Here is a 15,310-nt window from a genome sequence, read left to right as displayed (position 1 = left end):
GGTTCTCCGGCGGCGTCAGGTCGAGTCGCGGACGACCAGACGCGCCGGGCTCGTGAACTCGACGCGGGCGCGGTCGTCGCCGGCGATGCGCGCCACCAGCAGGTCGACCGCGGTGCGGGCCATCAGGTCGTGGTCCGGGTCGATGCTGGTGAGGGACGGCGTCGTGTAGTCGGCCTCCTCGACGTCGTCGAAGCCGATGACCTTCACCTGCCCCGGGACGTCCACGCCCGCGTCCGCGAGGCCGCGCAGCGCACCGATGGCGACCGTGTCCGTGATGCAGAAGACCCCGTCGAACTCGGTCCCGGCGGCGAGGAGCTGTGCCACGCCCGCTCGTCCGCCCGCCATCGTGAAGTCCGCTATCCGCACGTGGCGGCGGGGATCGAGGGTCAGGCCGGCGTCCTGCAGGGCCTGTCGGTAGCCGACCGCACGGAGCGCGGACACCGAGATCTCGTCGTCGCCGTCGTCACCGTCGAGGAAGGCGATCCGTCGGCATCCGCGCTCGATGAGGTGTTCGACGGCGATGCGCCCACCGTCCTGGTTCGCCATCGCGACGTGGTCGACCGGTCCGTCGAAGATCCGCTCGCCCAGGATGACGACCGGCTGGTCCACCCGGAGCAGGTCGGCGTCGGCCGGACCGAGGCCGACGGTGCTGAGGATGAGCCCGTCGTACATGCGGTTCCGTGAGCGCCCCAGGGCGTCGATCTCCCCCGAGCGCTGGGCCCCGGTCTGCTCGATCAGCACCTGGAGGTTGTGCCGGGCCGCCTCACGGATGATCCGGGCGGCGAGCTGCCCCCAGTACGGACGGTCGATCTCGGCGACCGCGAGTCCGATGGTCGACGTCCGACCGGCACGCAGGTTCCGGGCGGCGACGTTCACCCGGTACCCGAGGTCGTCCATCGCCCGGACCACCTTCGCCCGGGTCGACGGTCGGACGTGCGGACGGTCGTTGATGACGTTCGACACCGTCATCGCGGACACCCCGGCCGTGCGCGCCACGTCCTGGATGGTCACCACGTCGTCCTCCTCGTCCGGGTCCATCTTGGCGCAGTCGACCGGGACCGTGGCGACGTGGCGCCCGGTCGTGTCCGTCCGACCCGTCAGCCGGCCGCGGCGATCCCGAACGCGTCGACGAGCCGGTCGAGCTCGTGCTGGTCGATCGACAGGACGGAACCGTGCTTCACCCCGGGCGGCAGGACGGTCCCCGGGACGTGCTCCCAGCGGCCTCGGGCGGGGTCGTGGGACCGGAAGAGCTGGTACCCGCGGAAGGTGAACTCGTCGATGAAGAGCCACGCGCCGTCGCCGACCGGGTCCGCGAACACCGCCGGGCCCTCGCCACGCCGGAGCACCCCGGCGCCGATCCGGTCGACGACGTCGGTGAAGCAGGGATCGTCCCGCACGCTCCCGGACTCCTGCCGCACGAACTGCACCGCCCGCGCGGGATCGTCCGTTCGGGCGTCCGCAGCGAACCGCTGCACCGACCCGCCCAGCTGCAGGAACGCGACGTCGATGACGTCGTGTCCGGGGTCGAGGTAGACCTCGGCGGGCTCGAAGGACCGGAAGTCCCGGGTGCGGGCGACGAACATGCGCTGGTGGGTCGCCGTCGTCCGGTCGCTGCCGGCCGGGTGGACCGACGACGCGAAGTACACCTGCCAGGAGCCGTCCGGGAGCGGGTACGCCTTCGGTGCCCACGCGTTGCCGGCGCCCGGGACGGCGATCGGGACGAGGTCCGGTCCGGTCCAGTCCACGAGGTCGACGCTCTCCCAGACGAGGACACCGGTGGACCCGTGGCGGACCGCCCGGTCCCAGTCGGCGGCGTCGGTGGTCCGGAGGTCCGTCGCGATGAGGACGAACCGCGCACCGTCGCGGACGAGGAACGGGTCGCGGGCACCGTGCTCGCCGACGGTGCTCGCGAGGATCGGTCGCCACCCGGCGAGGGGATGCCAGTGGGTCGGCTCGTCACCGATCGCCACCGCGAAGCGCACCTGTTCGTTGCCGTCGCGGTGGTCGTCGTCGGTGAACGATGCCATGAGCCATCCGGCGTGCCGTCGGCCGGTCATGCCGCGCTCCCGGCGACGACGGCGTCGCGCGTCGGTCGGGGCACGCCGCGGTCGACCATGCCGGCGAGCGGGTGTGCGCCCACGTCGTCCCGGTCGACCACGAGGACGTCCGACTCGACGCGGACCGATGCGAAGTGGACCGCGCTCTCCCGCGTCCCCGGTCCGCCGGGGTGGGTGAAGTAGACCAGCACGCCGTGCGGCTGACCCGACGCCGCGACGACGACCGAGGCGTGGTGGCCGATCTCGGTGTCGTCCGGTGCGCGGCCGGGACGGTCGAGCACGAGTCCTCCGCCGGTTGACTGGCGAGTCCACTGCCGCGCGTCCGGCGAGCGGTGGACGGCGAGTCCACGCCACTCGTCGGTGACCATCCACCACCACCGACCGAGCCGGAACACCACGGGCCCCTCGTGCGGCGGCGTGGCCGGGACCGCGACGCCCTCGTGCGTCCAGGTGACGAGGTCGGCGCTGCTCGCGACGACCGTGCAGCTGCCCCGGTGTTCGTCCTTGGCCCACAGCCGCCACCGTCCGTCGTCGCACCGCGCCACGCAGGCGTCGATGACCCGGTCGGACCGGAGGTCGACCGTGCCCACACGTTCCCACCGCTCGAGGTCGCGGCTCCGGAACTCGACCACGTGCCCGGACGCACCGTCCCAGGAGGACGGCACGCCGTCGACCACGGTGAGGAACATCCGCCACCCGTCGTCGACGCGGACCACCTCGGGCGCCCAGCAGGTGTCGGCATCGGGCAGCCCGTGTGCCGCACCACGGTCCGACCAGGTCGCGCCGTCGTCGTCGCTCGTCGCGATGCCGATGCTGCTCCCGTGCACCCACCGGACGCCGGGTCCGTCGTCGTGCGGACGACGGAGCGTCGTGAACATCCACCACCGGCCGGTCGACGGGTCGTGCACCAGGGTCGGGTCGGTCGCACCGGACTGCGGTGTCCGCAGGATCCCGGCGCTCATCCCTTCGTCGCTCCGGCCACGAGCCCGCTCACGATCTGCCGCTGGGCGACGACGAAGAAGACGACCATCGGGATGAGCACGATCACGCTCAGCGTCATGAAGACCGGCCAGTTCGTCGTGAACTGCCCCACCGCCGAGTACACCTGCAACACGAGCGTCTGCTTCTGCGGCGAGTTGATGAAGACGTTCGGCGTGATGAAGTCGTTCCAGACCCACATGGTCTGGAAGACCCCGACCGTCACGAGGATCGGACGGATCAGCGGCAGGACGACCGACCAGTAGACGCGGAACGCACCCGCACCGTCGATCCGCGCCGCCTCGAAGAGCTCCGTCGGGATGGTGCGCATGTACCCGATGATGAGGAAGTAACAGAAGATCGCGCCCGCGGCGTACATCACGACGAGCCCGTTGAGCGAGTCGACGAGCCCGGCGCCGGCGAGCATCCGGTAGAGCGGGATGAGCGTGGCCTGCCCAGGGACGAGGAACGCGATGACGAGGACCACCCCGACCGCCGTGGTGAGGCGACCGCGGCCGACCAGGACCCCGAAGGCCGCCATCGACCCGATCAGGAGCATCACAGCGATCGACGCGACGGTGACGTAGAGCGTGTTGACGAACGACTGCACGATCGGCAGGGTCTGGAAGACGGTCACGTAGTTGGACAGGTCGAACGAGCTCGGGAGTGCGAGCGGGCTCTGTGCCGTCTGCTGCTGCGTCTTCAGGGTGTTGACGAGGATGTAGTAGAACGGCAGTGCCACGACGGCCGCGATGGGGATCATCACGACGCTGAGGACGATGCCTCTGCTCTGCTTCACGAGAACCGTGCCTCCAGACGGCGCGAGACAGCGAGCTGCGCCACGATGATGATGCCGACGGCGAGCAGGAACAGGACGCTGAGCGCCGACGCCCGACCGATGTCGGACTGCGCGATCCCGTTCTCGATGATCGCCTGGGTGAGGGTCCGCGTCGCGAACCCCGGCCCGCCCTTCGTCAGGGTGAAGGGCAGGTCGTAGACCTTGAGGCCACCGGTGAGCAGGAGCAGCGAGCTCACCGAGACGGCCGGGGTCAGCAGCGGGAGTGTCAGGTAGCGGAACTCCTGCAGACGACCGGCTCCGTCGATCTTCGCCGCCTCGAACAGGTCCGAGGGCATCGCCTGCAGGTAGGCCAGGTACAGCACGGCGTGCCAGCCGACCTGTGCCCAGACCGCGACGATGATCACGCTGAGCTGCGCCAGGGTCTCGTCGGACAACCACGGGATCGGAGCGGCACCGAAGGCACCGATGATCGAGTTGATCACGCCCGACCCGAGCGGGTTGAAGATGAAGCCCCAGACGAGGCCGAGGATCGCGACGCTCGGCACCGCCGGGAAGAAGAACACCGAGCGCACGAAGTTGCGGCCGAAGAACCGTCGGTTGAGGACCAGCGCGAGCGGGATCGCCAGCACCGTGACGACGACCGTCGTCGCCACCGCGTAGAGCAGCGTGAAGCCGAGGGCCTGCACCATCGACGAGTCGTTCCAGATGCTGACGTAGTTCTTCAGCCCGACGAAGCTCGGGTTCTGGACGTAGCCGTTATAGTCGGTGAAGCTGTACCAGATCGACTGGCACATCGGCACCGCGTACAGCACGACGAAGACGAGGATGATCGGGAGCACGAACCACGTGCTCTCCATCCGGGTGAGGGCTCGCCGGAACCACCGACCGGTACGGACCGACGGGGCGGCCGAGCGGGTCTCGCGTGGCTGCGCGAGCGTTGTGACGTTGACCATGGGTACCTTCCCGAGTCGAGCCGGTGCGCGGGGCGGCCGGTCGGCCACCCCGCGCGGTCGGCTACTTGACGCTCTGCAGTTTCTGGTCGAGTCCTTCGGTCACGTCCTTCGGCGAGATCTTGCCGGCGATCAGCTGCTGCAGCAGTGCGGTCGCCTGCGTCGACATCACGTCGCTGTGGTCTGGCCAGCTGACGGCGGGCAGGTAGAAGTCGCCCTTCCGCACGGCCGAGGTCATCTGGTCCAGCGAGGCGTCGAGCTTCGGTTGGAAGTCGGCGGTCGTCGTGATCGCGGCCGTCTGCTTCTGGAAGACCTCCACGCCCTCCTTGCTCTGCAGGAACGAGACGAACTTCTCCGCGGCGACCGGATCCTTCGCCTTCGCGTTGATCGCGTAGCCGGGAGCCACGGCACCCGCCCAGTACGCCGTGCCGTCGGGGGTCGGCACCGGCCAGTACTCGAGGTCGAGGTCCGGCGCGGACTGCTGGATCCCGCCGAGCGCCCACGACCCGGTCCCGATCATGGCGACCTTGCCCTGCTCGAACTGCTGCGTCACCTGGTCACCGGTGAGACCGGCGACGCTCCGCGACTCCAGCCCCTGGTCGAAGAGCTCGCTCCACGCCTTCACGCTCGGCGTCCACGTCTTCTCGAACGTGGTCTTCCCGGACCAGATCTGGTCGTCCATCTTCCCGCCGAGGGAGGCGTTCTCCGCGCCGACGAGGGCCGCGAGCGACACCGGCATGCCGTCGCCGCCCTCGTAGAACGGGGTGATCCCGGCTGCCTTGAGCTTCTTGCAGAGCGCGAGGAAGTCGTCCCACGTGGCCGGGGCCGAGGTCGCGCCGACCTTCGCGAGCAGCTGCTTGTTCACGAGCAGGCCGCCGCCCCACGACGACGTCGCGGCACCGTAGAGCTTGCCGTCCTTCGTGTAGGTGGCCTTCGCCGCGTCGGCGAGGTTGCCGGTCCAGGACTCCTTGCTGAGGTCCTTCGCGAAGCCGCCGTTCATGATCTGCGTCTTGTTCTCCGCAGTGATGATGAAGACGTCCGGTGCGGTGCCCGAGCCGAGCAAGGTCTGGAGCTTCTGGATGTACTGCGGGACCGGGGGCGCGTAGGACAGGTTCGCCGTGTACCCGGGGTTGGCCTTCTCGAACGCTGCGACGACCGGCTTCATCGTCGCGGCGTTGTCCCACGACAGGAAGGTGACGGTCTTCGAGCCGGAGTCGGCGCTGCTCCCGGCGGAGCAGCCGGTCAGGGCCGCGGTGACGGCGCCGACGGCGAGCATCGCCGTGATGCTCCGCCGGAGCGCCCGGCGGCGGGGGTGTGTGCGGTGGACGAGCGTCATTGCTGCATCTCTCTTTCGTGTGGTGTTCGGGGCTGGAGCAGGACGTCAGACGAGCTCGATCGCTCGGCGTGACGGCGTGACCGGGACGAGGGAGCGGTCGTCCGCGTGGCGGAGTTCGTCGATGACGATCTCCCGGTGGAACCCGTCACCGTCCGGGACGGCGAAGCGGTGGTAGGCGATGATCCAGTCGTCGGAACCGGGCAGACGGAGGATCGTGTGGTGACCGGTCGCGAACACGCCGTCCGTCGGCGACTGCTCGAGCAGGACGCCGCCGTCGGTCCACGGGCCGTGCGCCGATGGTCCGGACGCCCACCGCACCCGGTAGTCCGGGTCTCTGGTGTCGTTCTCGGACCAGCTCAGGTAGTAGCGGTCGCCGCGCCGGTGGAGGTGCGCCGCCTCGCGGAAGGACGGGATCTGCCACGTGACGACCGAGTCCTCGACGATGCTCAGCCCGTCGTCGGCGAGCCGCGCGATGTTCGCGGCACCGTTCCCCCAGAGCAGGTAGGTCGTCCCGTCGTGGTCGACGAAGACGGACGGGTCGATCGCCCGCCCGGGGTACCGGCCCGCCGGGACGATCGGCTCACCGGCGTCCTCGAACGGCCCCAGCGGAGTCGGCGCGGACGCCACCCCGATGTTGTCCTCGGCCGAGAAGTACAGCAGGTAGCGGTCACCGGCGACGTGGGCCGCGGGCGCCCACGCCCGGCTCGACGCCCACCGGACGTCGGTGCCGAGCCGGAGGACCTCGCCGCGGTCGTCCCAGCGGAGCAGGTCGGTGGAGGTGAACACCCGGAACGCGTTGGCGCCCCAGTCCGGCTCGCCGTCCGTCGTCGGGTACAGGTGGAAGACGCCGTCGACCACCAGGAGGGCCGGGTCGGCGAAGTAACGGGAGGGAGCCACGGTGCGTCCTCGTGATCGACGGTGATCGCAGAAACTCAGCGTTGCGAGCATCTGTATCGATACAGAAGTGTATCGATACAGATGATGCACGCCCAGTGCTTCGAGCGCAAGACCCTCCGTCGAGATCGGGCCGCGACGGGCTGGGCTGCGGCCCGTCCGAGGCGCGTGGTCACCCCGTCAGGACACGCTCCGCGCGGGTGCGTCGGCACGCTCGGCGCGGCATCGCTGCGCGACCGGCCGTCGGACGGCCAGGAGGCGCGCACCACTTCCCGAGGCGGCGCCGGATCGCCGTGGGCGCCGGTCCGGCGCGACCGGTCGGGGTGCCAGGCGGGCACCTCGCGGTCTCCGAGCAGCGAGTGCTCCTGACGGGCCACGCAGGGCGGTGGAGCCGACCCATCCGGTGCCGCGACGGACGGGGCGGAGGATGCCGTGCGTCCCGGCCATGGGCGCGGTCTCCTCGGGGTGGTCACTCCGCACGGCAGGAACCTACCGCAGTGGCGGAACGACCCACCGAGGCATCGGGTCTCGAGCCACCGCACGCCGACCGACGATCGCCGATCGCCGGCCCACGCGGTGAGTCCCTCTCCCGGACACAGAAGCGCCCCCGGCGGGAGCCAGGGGCGCTTCTGTCGGATCGGACCCGTCCACACCGGAGGCCGACCGCCAAGGTGTGCCGACGTGGACCGCCCCGCGGGACGAGGTCAGTTCCGGCCCTCGCCGTGGGACTCGGCATCCTCCCGGAGCGCTTCTGCGGCACGCTCGTCCACAGCGGCGTCCCGCGCAGCACCCGCGGCCTCGGCCGCGTCATCGCCCGCGGCGGAAGCGGCTCCACGAGCACGATCGGCACCGTCCCGGGCACGGTCTGCGGCCTCGGCGGCGCCGTCGCGGACTCGATCCGTGGCGTCGGTCACGGCCTCGCGCGCGGCGTCCGTGGCGTCACCGGCGCGGTCGACCGCGCGGGACGCGGCATCGCGAGCCCGTTCGGCGGCGTCGGCCGCGCTCTCCTCGACGTGAGCAGCGGCCTCGGAAGCCGCGGTGCGGACACGGTCCACCGCGTCCTTCCCGGACTCGACCGCCCGATCGAGGGCGCTGGGCTCATCGTCGAAGGGACCGTGGACGTCGAGCACGCGCACGTCGACCGAGACGACGTCGAAGTTCAGCTGCGCAACCGCCTCACGCACCTGTCGGCGGACCTCGTCGGCGACCTGGACCACGGGCTCGGGGTACTCCACGACGATCGAGACGACGACGTCGAGCTCGCCGTCGGTCTCGTCGACCTGCACCCCGGTCGTCCCGGCGGAACGGCCGAACCGGGCGCGAACCGTGTCGGCGGCGCGGGCCAGGAGGTTGCCGAGGTGGTGCACACCGTGGACGCCGAGGGCGGTCTCGGCGGCCGTCCGCGCAGCGATGGTGACGGGCGAGGCGTCCGCGGGCAGGGGCTCGGTGAGCTCCTCGGGCAGGGGCACCTCGATGATCTGCGTCCTCGCGTTCGGGTCGTGCTGCATGACTTCCTCCTTGCTCCGGGACGACGGACGCCGCCCACCGTGGGCGGGCGGCGTCCGGGTCCGAGACGGGTTACTTGAAGACGTCCTTGACGTCCTCGCCGGCCTTCTTGGCGCTGGCTGCGGCCTGGTCCTCCTGACCCTCGGCGACCTTCTGGTCGTCGTCGGTCGCCTTGCCGACGGCCTCCTTGGCCTTGCCTGCGAGGTCCTGCGCGGCGTTCTTGATCTTGTCGTCGAGACCCATGACGGGCTCCTCTCGCTCGTTCGGGCGTCAGCCCGGTTGGTTGGTGGTCGCTGGTGCTGCCGGGAGGCGCGGTGCGCCTCCCGGGGTCCGGTCTCGTCGTGCAGACGGCCGGGTCTACTGCACCCGGGTCGACTTGGCGAGGACGGCGCGGGTGCCGCCGGTGAGGTGGACCAGGACCGGCACCTGCCGGCCGAGGGTGCGGTCCAGGACACCGATGGCGTGGTCGACGGCGTCGATGACACTCACCGCGTCGCCACCGCGACGGACGCTGACGCGGATCCGGGCGGCGCGTTGGCGCTTGACCAGGAACGTGTCGACCTTCGCGCCGACGACGTCGCGGACACCGTCGAGCTCGTGGTCGATGACGTCACGGACGAGCGCGACGTTGATCGTCACCTCGTCGTCGCCGGAGCGTTCGCGGACCGCGACGCTCGTGCCGCCTCGGCCGCGGGTGAACACCCACAGCAGCGCCAGGACGATCACGAGGACGCAGGCGCCGGCGACGATCCACAGCGACGCCGCCGGGACGGTGACCTTCGACGGGAACGTCAGGTACGGCGCGAGGGCATCGCGGACCGCGGGCAGGACGCCCGCGCCGACGGCGAGGCCGATGATCACGGCGACCAGCCCGAGGACGAGCAGGATGATCCTGTTCAGGGTGCGGTTGCTCTTGGTCATGCGAGGGTTCCCTTCTGCTCCACGCGGACCGTGACGCGCTTGCCGAACCGGGTGTCGAGGCGGCCGAGCCGCTCCTCGACCGCCGACCGGACCGCGGCCTGGTCGACGGGGATCCCGGACAGGGGCACGAGCCGCACCTCCGACGAACGGCCACGGGCCGACGCCTTCGCGTGGTCCTCGGGCAGCCCCGCAGCCAGGGCTGCGGCGTTCGCGGCGGTCGAGGCGAGGATGGCGGTGTCGATCACGACGGCACCCCGGTCGTGTGGGACCGCGGATCGCGGCTGCCGACCGGGCTTCAGCGCCAGGACGATGAGCACGACGCCCAGGACGACGAGCACGACCGCGATCGCCTCGGCGATCGCCACGAACGCGCCGTCGGGCTTCAGGGCCGCGTCGACGACGGTCTGCGGGTCCGCGAGCAGCGGCGCGGAACCGACTGCCCGGAGGACCGACTCGGTGCCGATCCAGGCCGCGACCAGCGCCAGGACGACGAGCGCCACCGCGACGGCACCCGACCGTGACCGGTGGATGCTCCGACGCTGGATGCGTCGTTCGAGCGAAGTCGTGCTCATGTCTTCCTCCTCTTACCGGACCCGGCCGTCGTGCTCGTGCACGATGCCGGTGAGTTCGATGTGGGCGCTGCCGACCCGACGGCCGGACAGCTCGCCGACCCGCTCGCGAACGCGTTCGGCGACGGCGACGGCCGAGCCGAGGACGTCCTGCTGCGCGCGGATCGGGCCGGTGACCTGCAGTGCGACGGCGCCCGCGTGGTCACCGAGCTGCACGCGGACCCGCCGGGCGGGCGCGCCGAGCCGTTCGGCTGCGACGGCCCGCGCCAGCGAGTTCAGCGCGCGAGCGGAGATCTCCACGCGGCCCGGCACGTCCGGGCCGCCGGTCACCGGGAGCTCCGACGTCCGGTCAGCACGTCGGTCAGGGCACCACGGTCGATCCTGCCGGACGAGATCGCGGCCACGAGGGCACCGATCGCGCCGAACACGATCACCAGGACGAAGCCCCAGAAACCGAACTGGAGTGCGACGACGGCGAGGATGGCCCCGATGAGGGCGCCGGTCAGCGTGTTACTCAACGCGCGACTCCTTCTTCTCGTCGTCGTTGTCGTCGCCCGGGATGAAGACGTCCTGGACGGTCACGTTGACCTCGGCGACCTCCATGCCGACGATCTGGGTCAGTGCGCGGGCGACCGACGAACGCACGCCGTCGGCGACCTGCTGCAGCGACACCGGGTACTCGGCGACGATCACCACGTCCGCGGCGACCTGCTTCTCGCCGACCTCGACCTTGACGCCCTGACCGAAGTCACGCTGGCCGATCGCGTCGCGGATCGCGCCGATCGCACGGGCAGCGCCCGAGCCGAGCGAGTGCACGCCGTTGACCTCGCGGGCGGCGATGCCGGCGACCTTCTCGACCACGGTGTCGTCGATCGTGGTCTTGCCCGACGGAGTCGAGCCCGCGGCGTGGGTGCCGGCGGAACGGTTGCTGCTGATGGTGTTGGGGGTCGTGGTGTCAGCCATGTCGTTTCCTTCCGTTCGTCCCGCCGGGCGTTCCCAGCGGTTGCTGTTCACGGATGAGACGGGGCACCCCAGACGGAAGTCACGCCCCGACGGAATCCTTCATCGAGTTCCCAGACAAGGACCCCGCGGGACGGATCTTGTCCCCCGATCCAACGTCGCCGTGGGAGCAGGTTCGGAAAACGGAGCAGCAACGGCGGGATCGTGACGAAAAGCGAGCAGGTGATGCGTACCCCGATCGCGGAGAGTAGGGGTCCACGACGATCGCCGATCGGCAGCGGTCCACGAGAACGAGAACGGTCGGTCGGTCACCCCGCACATCGTCACAACAGGAGGGTTCGCCATCCTCCTCACCGCCTCCGTCTGGGTCGGAGTCGCCCTGGTCGTCCTCGGCACTGGTGCGCTCGGGCTACTCGCCGTCGCGCGTCGCCGCGGCCGGTACTGATCACGACTTCCACCCGAACTGCGTCGTCGCCGTGGCCCGGCGGGCGGTCCGGCGATGGATCAGCTCTCGGTTCGGGCTGCTCGTAGGCTTACCTGGTGATTGCGCGCGTTCTCGGTTCTGGTCGTCCGCTCGTCGCCATCCACGGGTTCGGTGTCGACCACCGGATCATGCTGCCGCTGGCGGACGCGCTGCAGGACTTGCCTTGGCGGATGGTGCTCCTCGACCTGCCGTGGGCCGAAGCCGCCGCCGCGACCGCGACCGCGAAGAGTGCGGTCGACGTGGCCGACGAGGTACTCGCCGACATCGACGACCACCTCGGCGACGAGCCGTTCGCCGTCATCGGGAACTCGTTCGGCGGCATGATCGCCCGACACGTCGCCCACGAACGCCGAGACCGCGTCCTCGGTGTCGCGACCCTGGCTGGCGTCGTGCAGCCAGCACACGCCGACCGCGCCGTCCCCGAGCGCACCGTGCTGCACACCGAACCGTCCGTCCTCGAAGCCGCTGGCGACGCGCGAGCAGCGTTCGAGGAGGTCAGCGTCATCCAGGACGCCGCCGCGTTCACAGCGTTCGAGCGGTACGTGCTGCCTGGTCTCCGTAGCGCCGACCCTGCCGTGATGGACCGCATCGCCGCCGACTACGCGCTGGACGCCGTGCCGGAAGAGCGCCATCCGGAACTGTTCACCGCGCCGGCCCTGCATCTGTTCGGTCGGCAGGACGACGTCGTCGGGTACGAGGACGGGCTCGCACTCCGAGACCACTACCCGCGAGGGAGCTTCGTCGTGCTCGATGCAGCTGGGCACAATGTGCACCTCGAGCAACCGGAGGTCACTGCCGCCCTGGTCCGCGATTGGCTCGCACGCATCGACCGGTAGCCCATCAGTTGTGATGGGTCGGTCGTACGCGTCGCCAACGCTGCGGCGGAAGACCGTTGACACCCGAGGGTGACCTGCGATCTCGTGCTGCAAGGGTTTCGGTCGCGGAGATCCCCGCACCCCTTCCCACCACTCACCTCGCGCTCGCGACAGGTGCGTCCGACACGTCTTCGGCTTATGGTTGCCTCTGCAACACGTTGGCCCAGGAACGGGGGGTGCCATGGCTGGGGAGCTCCGGCTCGACGAAAGCGGACTCTGCGCGCTCATCCGCGAGATGCACGTGCACAGTTCATCGAGCGACGAGCACGCTGCAGACGCTGACACGGCGCTGGCCAGCGCAGCGAGTGCCGTCTCGACGCCGCAGCTTGCGGGTGCGATGCAGCGCCTCGCCGAAAGGTTCCGCGGCAACGCGGACGATGTCGGAACCCGCATGACGAGTCTCGGCGCGTCGCTCACGACCGCCGCCCACGCGGTCGCGAGCACCGACTCCTCGATTGCCATGGCGGCGCGGAAGCTCAGCCCGTGAGCGTCCTTGCTGGTGCGCTGAATGCCGCCGACGTGATCGACGTCGCGGATGACGCCGATTCGCTGCGGTCAGCGGCTCAACGGTTCTCGGCTGCCGCCGAAGGCGTGTTGTCGGCTGCGACCAGCGGCTCCATCACCTGGTCGGGGCTCCCGGCGGTGTTCACGTCAGATGCACTGCAGCCGGCCCTCGCTCCGCTGATGGGCCCGGCGCTCCAGAAGGCAAAGCAGATCCAGACAGCCGCCGACGAGGTCCTGCAAGTCGCCTCGATCGCAGCGAACCGCATCGAGGACCTCAAGCACGATCACGACGTCTTGGTGCGGCAGATCGAGCAGTTCCACGCCTCCGCTCCTGGCCGAGTCGCTGCGGAAGCAGCAAAGCAGGCTGCGCGGGGTGACCTGCTCGGCGCCGTCGGTACCGTGGTCGAGAATTGGCAGCAGGTTCCCGCGCTGGTGACGGAAGAGGTCGGGCTGCGTGTCCGGGTCCAGGCCCACAACGACAACGTCACCAGCACGATGAACGCCATCGCCGCACAGGTCGATGCGATCAGCCCCTCATCGGTCAATGCTCACCCGGTCCACACCGCGGCGCAGGTCTCCAGCACGGGTGCCAAGGCCGATCGCGACAACTGGTTCGAGGACGCTTGGAACACCACCAAGGCCGTCGTCGGCGTGGGCGGTGCGGTCCTGGGCGCGGAAGCCGAAGCGATGTGGCCGCATGTTCAAGATGCTGCGGCGACCGCGGGCAACATCTTCGCCTCACTCGGCAATGCGATGACCAACCATCCCGACGAGGTACTCGAGCTCCTCGGCGGAATCGCCATGATGGCCGGTGGCAGTGCGATGGAGGTCGGCGGCGGGGCTCTTGACCTCACCGGCGTCGGTGCCATCGGCGGTGTGCCGCTGAACATCGCCGGGGCCGGCGTCATCGCCGCAGGTGCTGGCATGGCCGCCACCGGCGGCGGTCAGCTCGGTATCCATGCGATGACCGATGACCGGAACACCCCGTACCGCACCGACCATGCCTCGGAAGCCGAGAAGGCTCGGCGCGCGAAAGAGCCCCACGACAAGCACGGCGGCCGCAGCAAGGACGGCAAGTACCGGTCGCAGGACAACTCCAAGGCTCGCGTCGACGCCGCCGAGAAGGAAGCACAGGGCATCAAGCAAGTCGAGAAGAGACTCGGTACGGAAGTCGACACGACGAAGGTCAAGGCCCGAGTCGACGGCGTCTCGAACGGCCGCGTGTACGACGGCCTGGCGAAGAAACCGGACGGCACATACGTCGGCATCGAGATCAAGAGCGGCGCCGCGTCCCGCAACGCAGAGCAACGCGCGTTCGATGGCGCGGTCAGCCCCAGCAACCCCGCCATCGCGACCCTCAACGGCAGGATCATCAAGATCACTGAGGTCATCGAGCAGAAAGTACCCTGACACTGATGTTCGTCATGACCACCAACTCCGAGTCCAGCATGCGACTGACCGACGCGTTCCGGCCGTACCGGGAGCAGATCCGGTTCAACCTCGGTCAGCTGGACAACCACGAGGACTGGGCCTACCAGCTCTGGTACGTCCCGGACTCGGCCGGCTGGCCCGACGCCCCCGGCTACTCAGACCACGACTGGAACAGCCGGTACATCCAAGCCGGCGGCAGCGCCGAGCGCATGAGCATCGAGATCCAGCGCGTCGAGAACGGCGAGCTCCGCCACTACGTCGTCGGACGCGAGCACGACGTGGACGAGCCACTCACCGAGACGGTGAACGTCGCAGGAACCGACCACCCGGTGCACCCGGCCGAGGTGTTCGGCGCCGACGAAGCCACCGAGATCTTCTTCCACTACTTCGGCGACAGCGGCACGGTGCCCGACGGGTACGCGCTGCGCTACCTCGACCTGTCGTAACAGCGCTCAGCTACCTCGGGGCACGTTCGCGCGTACGTCGTCGGCCTGCGCCTCATCGAGCTCCCAGCGTTCATGCTTGAGGTGCTCCGGGTACTTCGCGCGCAGGTAGACCCGAACGACTTGCCCGGGCCGGGACTCGTTCGTGTAGCCGAGCTCGGCTGCCAGCTCTCGAGGCATGGACGTCGTCACGAGCGTGGCCGCTTCGCGTGTTTCCGCGCGGGATTTCGAGGCTGGGTGAGCGACTTCGAGTTCGTCCGGCACAGCTCGCCGATGTCGGAGCCACATGACGGGCACGGGTGGGACAAGTCCTCGGTGGCGCGCAGATCGCGTTCCATACCGGCGTAGAACGCGTCCACCGGAACGCTCGACGAGTCGAGGATCGCCTGTTCGACCAGATCACGGTGCTTCACGAGCGCGTCACAGAACCGTTTCGGGTCGTCGGCCACGCGCATCACGACCGGGGCGACCTCCCACAGCGCCCGCTGCAGGTTCGGGAACGGTCGCGGACCACCGAAGTCACCGTTCCCGACACGTACGCCGTCCCGTCGAGCCTCAGCGATGTGCAGCATCTCGAGGTAGTCGCTGACGACGCCGACCTCG

The 15,310-nt window shown here is 69.9% G+C and carries 20 protein-coding genes; 4 read left to right on the top strand and 16 right to left on the bottom strand.

What is annotated here, in order from left to right:
* Positions 1-15: 15 nt before the first annotated feature.
* The 14 genes from ACNQOV_RS04675 to ACNQOV_RS04610 all read right to left on the bottom strand — a co-directional run bounded on the left by ACNQOV_RS04675 (position 16) and on the right by ACNQOV_RS04610 (position 10,973).
* Complete coding sequence (locus tag ACNQOV_RS04675; protein ID WP_416393584.1) at positions 16-1,038, bottom strand: LacI family DNA-binding transcriptional regulator; 1,023 nt, start codon at positions 1,036-1,038, stop codon at positions 16-18.
* Positions 1,039-1,097: 59 nt separating this feature from the next.
* Positions 1,098-2,027, bottom strand: coding sequence for a glycoside hydrolase family 43 protein (locus ACNQOV_RS04670; protein ID WP_416393583.1), 930 nt, complete (start codon positions 2,025-2,027; stop codon positions 1,098-1,100).
* A gap of 26 nt (positions 2,028-2,053) precedes the next feature.
* Positions 2,054-3,019: a hypothetical protein gene (locus ACNQOV_RS04665; protein WP_416393582.1), complete on the bottom strand. Its 966-nt coding sequence runs from the start codon at positions 3,017-3,019 to the stop codon at positions 2,054-2,056.
* Entirely contained in the window at positions 3,016-3,834 is an 819-nt protein-coding gene (locus ACNQOV_RS04660; protein WP_416393581.1) for a carbohydrate ABC transporter permease, read from the bottom strand. Before ACNQOV_RS04660 ends, ACNQOV_RS04665 begins: the two co-directional genes overlap by 4 nt.
* Positions 3,831-4,787 carry a carbohydrate ABC transporter permease gene (locus ACNQOV_RS04655; RefSeq protein ID WP_416393580.1) on the bottom strand — a complete coding sequence of 319 codons (957 nt, stop codon included), beginning with the start codon at positions 4,785-4,787 and terminating at the stop codon, positions 3,831-3,833. Before ACNQOV_RS04655 ends, ACNQOV_RS04660 begins: the two co-directional genes overlap by 4 nt.
* 61 nt (positions 4,788-4,848) lie before the next feature.
* A complete protein-coding gene (locus ACNQOV_RS04650; protein ID WP_416393578.1) occupies positions 4,849-6,120 on the bottom strand; it encodes an ABC transporter substrate-binding protein in 1,272 nt (423 codons plus the stop codon).
* A gap of 45 nt (positions 6,121-6,165) precedes the next feature.
* Positions 6,166-7,017, bottom strand: coding sequence for a family 43 glycosylhydrolase (locus ACNQOV_RS04645; protein ID WP_416393576.1), 852 nt, complete (start codon positions 7,015-7,017; stop codon positions 6,166-6,168).
* A 701-nt stretch (positions 7,018-7,718) separates the two neighbouring features.
* On the bottom strand, positions 7,719-8,522 hold the full coding sequence (locus ACNQOV_RS04640; protein ID WP_416393574.1) for an Asp23/Gls24 family envelope stress response protein: 804 nt from the start codon (positions 8,520-8,522) through the stop codon (positions 7,719-7,721).
* Positions 8,523-8,592: 70 nt separating this feature from the next.
* Complete coding sequence (locus ACNQOV_RS04635) at positions 8,593-8,763, bottom strand: CsbD family protein (RefSeq protein WP_416393572.1); 171 nt, start codon at positions 8,761-8,763, stop codon at positions 8,593-8,595.
* 114 nt (positions 8,764-8,877) lie between these two features.
* Entirely contained in the window at positions 8,878-9,441 is a 564-nt protein-coding gene (locus tag ACNQOV_RS04630) for an ABC transporter permease (RefSeq protein WP_022907642.1), read from the bottom strand.
* Complete coding sequence (locus tag ACNQOV_RS04625; protein ID WP_416393570.1) at positions 9,438-10,013, bottom strand: DUF6286 domain-containing protein; 576 nt, start codon at positions 10,011-10,013, stop codon at positions 9,438-9,440. Before ACNQOV_RS04625 ends, ACNQOV_RS04630 begins: the two co-directional genes overlap by 4 nt.
* Positions 10,014-10,025: 12 nt before the next feature.
* Positions 10,026-10,340, bottom strand: a complete 315-nt coding sequence (locus tag ACNQOV_RS04620) for a hypothetical protein (RefSeq protein ID WP_416393568.1) — start codon at positions 10,338-10,340, stop codon at positions 10,026-10,028.
* On the bottom strand, positions 10,337-10,528 hold the full coding sequence (locus tag ACNQOV_RS04615) for a DUF2273 domain-containing protein (protein ID WP_416393566.1): 192 nt from the start codon (positions 10,526-10,528) through the stop codon (positions 10,337-10,339). Before ACNQOV_RS04615 ends, ACNQOV_RS04620 begins: the two co-directional genes overlap by 4 nt.
* Entirely contained in the window at positions 10,521-10,973 is a 453-nt protein-coding gene (locus ACNQOV_RS04610; protein ID WP_416393564.1) for an Asp23/Gls24 family envelope stress response protein, read from the bottom strand. Before ACNQOV_RS04610 ends, ACNQOV_RS04615 begins: the two co-directional genes overlap by 8 nt.
* Before the next feature lie 537 nt (positions 10,974-11,510).
* On the opposite strand from ACNQOV_RS04610, the gene ACNQOV_RS04605 reads away from it, so the two are divergent.
* The 4 genes from ACNQOV_RS04605 to ACNQOV_RS04590 all read left to right on the top strand — a co-directional run bounded on the left by ACNQOV_RS04605 (position 11,511) and on the right by ACNQOV_RS04590 (position 14,710).
* Entirely contained in the window at positions 11,511-12,290 is a 780-nt protein-coding gene (locus ACNQOV_RS04605) for an alpha/beta fold hydrolase (RefSeq protein ID WP_416393562.1), read from the top strand.
* 220 nt (positions 12,291-12,510) lie between these two features.
* Positions 12,511-12,816 carry a hypothetical protein gene (locus ACNQOV_RS04600; RefSeq protein ID WP_402268611.1) on the top strand — a complete coding sequence of 102 codons (306 nt, stop codon included), beginning with the start codon at positions 12,511-12,513 and terminating at the stop codon, positions 12,814-12,816.
* A complete protein-coding gene (locus ACNQOV_RS04595) occupies positions 12,813-14,243 on the top strand; it encodes a hypothetical protein (protein ID WP_416393560.1) in 1,431 nt (476 codons plus the stop codon). Before ACNQOV_RS04600 ends, ACNQOV_RS04595 begins: the two co-directional genes overlap by 4 nt.
* Before the next feature lie 5 nt (positions 14,244-14,248).
* Entirely contained in the window at positions 14,249-14,710 is a 462-nt protein-coding gene (locus ACNQOV_RS04590; protein WP_402268606.1) for a hypothetical protein, read from the top strand.
* 6 nt (positions 14,711-14,716) lie between these two features.
* On the opposite strand, the gene ACNQOV_RS04585 is transcribed toward ACNQOV_RS04590, so the two are convergent.
* Together ACNQOV_RS04585 and ACNQOV_RS04580 are read right to left on the bottom strand one after the other, a co-directional pair.
* A complete protein-coding gene (locus tag ACNQOV_RS04585; protein WP_416393559.1) occupies positions 14,717-14,887 on the bottom strand; it encodes a hypothetical protein in 171 nt (56 codons plus the stop codon).
* Between the two features lie 8 nt (positions 14,888-14,895).
* Complete coding sequence (locus tag ACNQOV_RS04580; protein ID WP_416393558.1) at positions 14,896-15,156, bottom strand: hypothetical protein; 261 nt, start codon at positions 15,154-15,156, stop codon at positions 14,896-14,898.
* Between the last annotated feature and the right edge of the window lie 154 nt (positions 15,157-15,310).

Source organism: Curtobacterium sp. LFS084 (assembly GCF_047977705.1).
Classification (GTDB): domain Bacteria; phylum Actinomycetota; class Actinomycetes; order Actinomycetales; family Microbacteriaceae; genus Curtobacterium.
This window is presented reverse-complemented; position numbering and strand designations above follow the sequence as displayed.